General features: G+C 53.2%; 1 rRNA gene (running past one end of the window). It reads right to left on the reverse strand.

Annotation, left to right across the window (positions count from 1 at the left end):
• Positions 1-1,177: ribosomal RNA gene (locus EPG66_RS22735) — 23S ribosomal RNA — on the reverse strand; its annotated part reaches 1,057 nt to the left of the window's first position; the annotation flags it as partial.
• Positions 1,178-1,197 lie beyond the last annotated feature (20 nt).

Genomic DNA, 1,197 nt, shown 5'->3' on the forward strand with positions numbered 1-1,197 from the left:
ACATAGTGTCGCTGCCGCAGCTTCGGTGCATGGTTTAGCCCCGTTACATCTTCCGCGCAGGCCGACTCGACCAGTGAGCTATTACGCTTTCTTTAAATGATGGCTGCTTCTAAGCCAACATCCTGGCTGTCTGTGCCTTCCCACATCGTTTCCCACTTAACCATGACTTTGGGACCTTAGCTGGCGGTCTGGGTTGTTTCCCTCTTCACGACGGACGTTAGCACCCGCCGTGTGTCTCCCGTGATAACATTCTTCGGTATTCGCAGTTTGCATCGGGTTGGTAAGCCGGGATGGCCCCCTAGCCGAAACAGTGCTCTACCCCCGAAGATGAGTTCACGAGGCGCTACCTAAATAGCTTTCGGGGAGAACCAGCTATCTCCCGGTTTGATTGGCCTTTCACCCCCAGCCACAGGTCATCCGCTAATTTTTCAACATTAGTCGGTTCGGTCCTCCAGTTAGTGTTACCCAACCTTCAACCTGCCCATGGCTAGATCACCGGGTTTCGGGTCTATACCCTGCAACTTAACGCCCAGTTAAGACTCGGTTTCCCTGCGGCTCCCCTATACGGTTAACCTTGCTACAGAATATAAGTCGCTGACCCATTATACAAAAGGTACGCAGTCACCCCCATAAAGAAGGCTCCCACTGCTTGTACGTACACGGTTTCAGGTTCTGTTTCACTCCCCTCGCCGGGGTTCTTTTCGCCTTTCCCTCACGGTACTGGTTCACTATCGGTCAGTCAGGAGTATTTAGCCTTGGAGGATGGTCCCCCCATATTCAGACAGGATACCACGTGTCCCGCCTTACTCATCGAGCTCACAGCATGTGTGCTTTTGTGTACGGGAGTATCACCCTGTACCCTGCGACTTTCCAGACGCTTCCACTAACACACAAACTGATTCAGGCTCTGGGCTGCTCCCCGTTCGCTCGCCGCTACTGGGGGAATCTCGGTTGATTTCTTTTCCTCGGGGTACTTAGATGTTTCAGTTCCCCCGGTTCGCCTTGCAGCACTATGTATTCATGCTGCAATGATGCACAGAGTGCACCGGGTTTCCCCATTCGGACATCGACGGCTGTAGCGGTTCATATCACCTTACCGTCGCTTTACGCAGATTAGCACGTCCTTCATCGCCTCTGACTGCCTGGGCATCCACCGTGTACGCTTAGTCGCTTAACCTCACAACCCACAGGCGTTTT

Origin of the sequence: Pantoea pleuroti, from assembly GCF_014156615.1 — a bacterium.
Classification (GTDB): Bacteria; Pseudomonadota; Gammaproteobacteria; order Enterobacterales; family Enterobacteriaceae; genus Pantoea; species Pantoea agglomerans.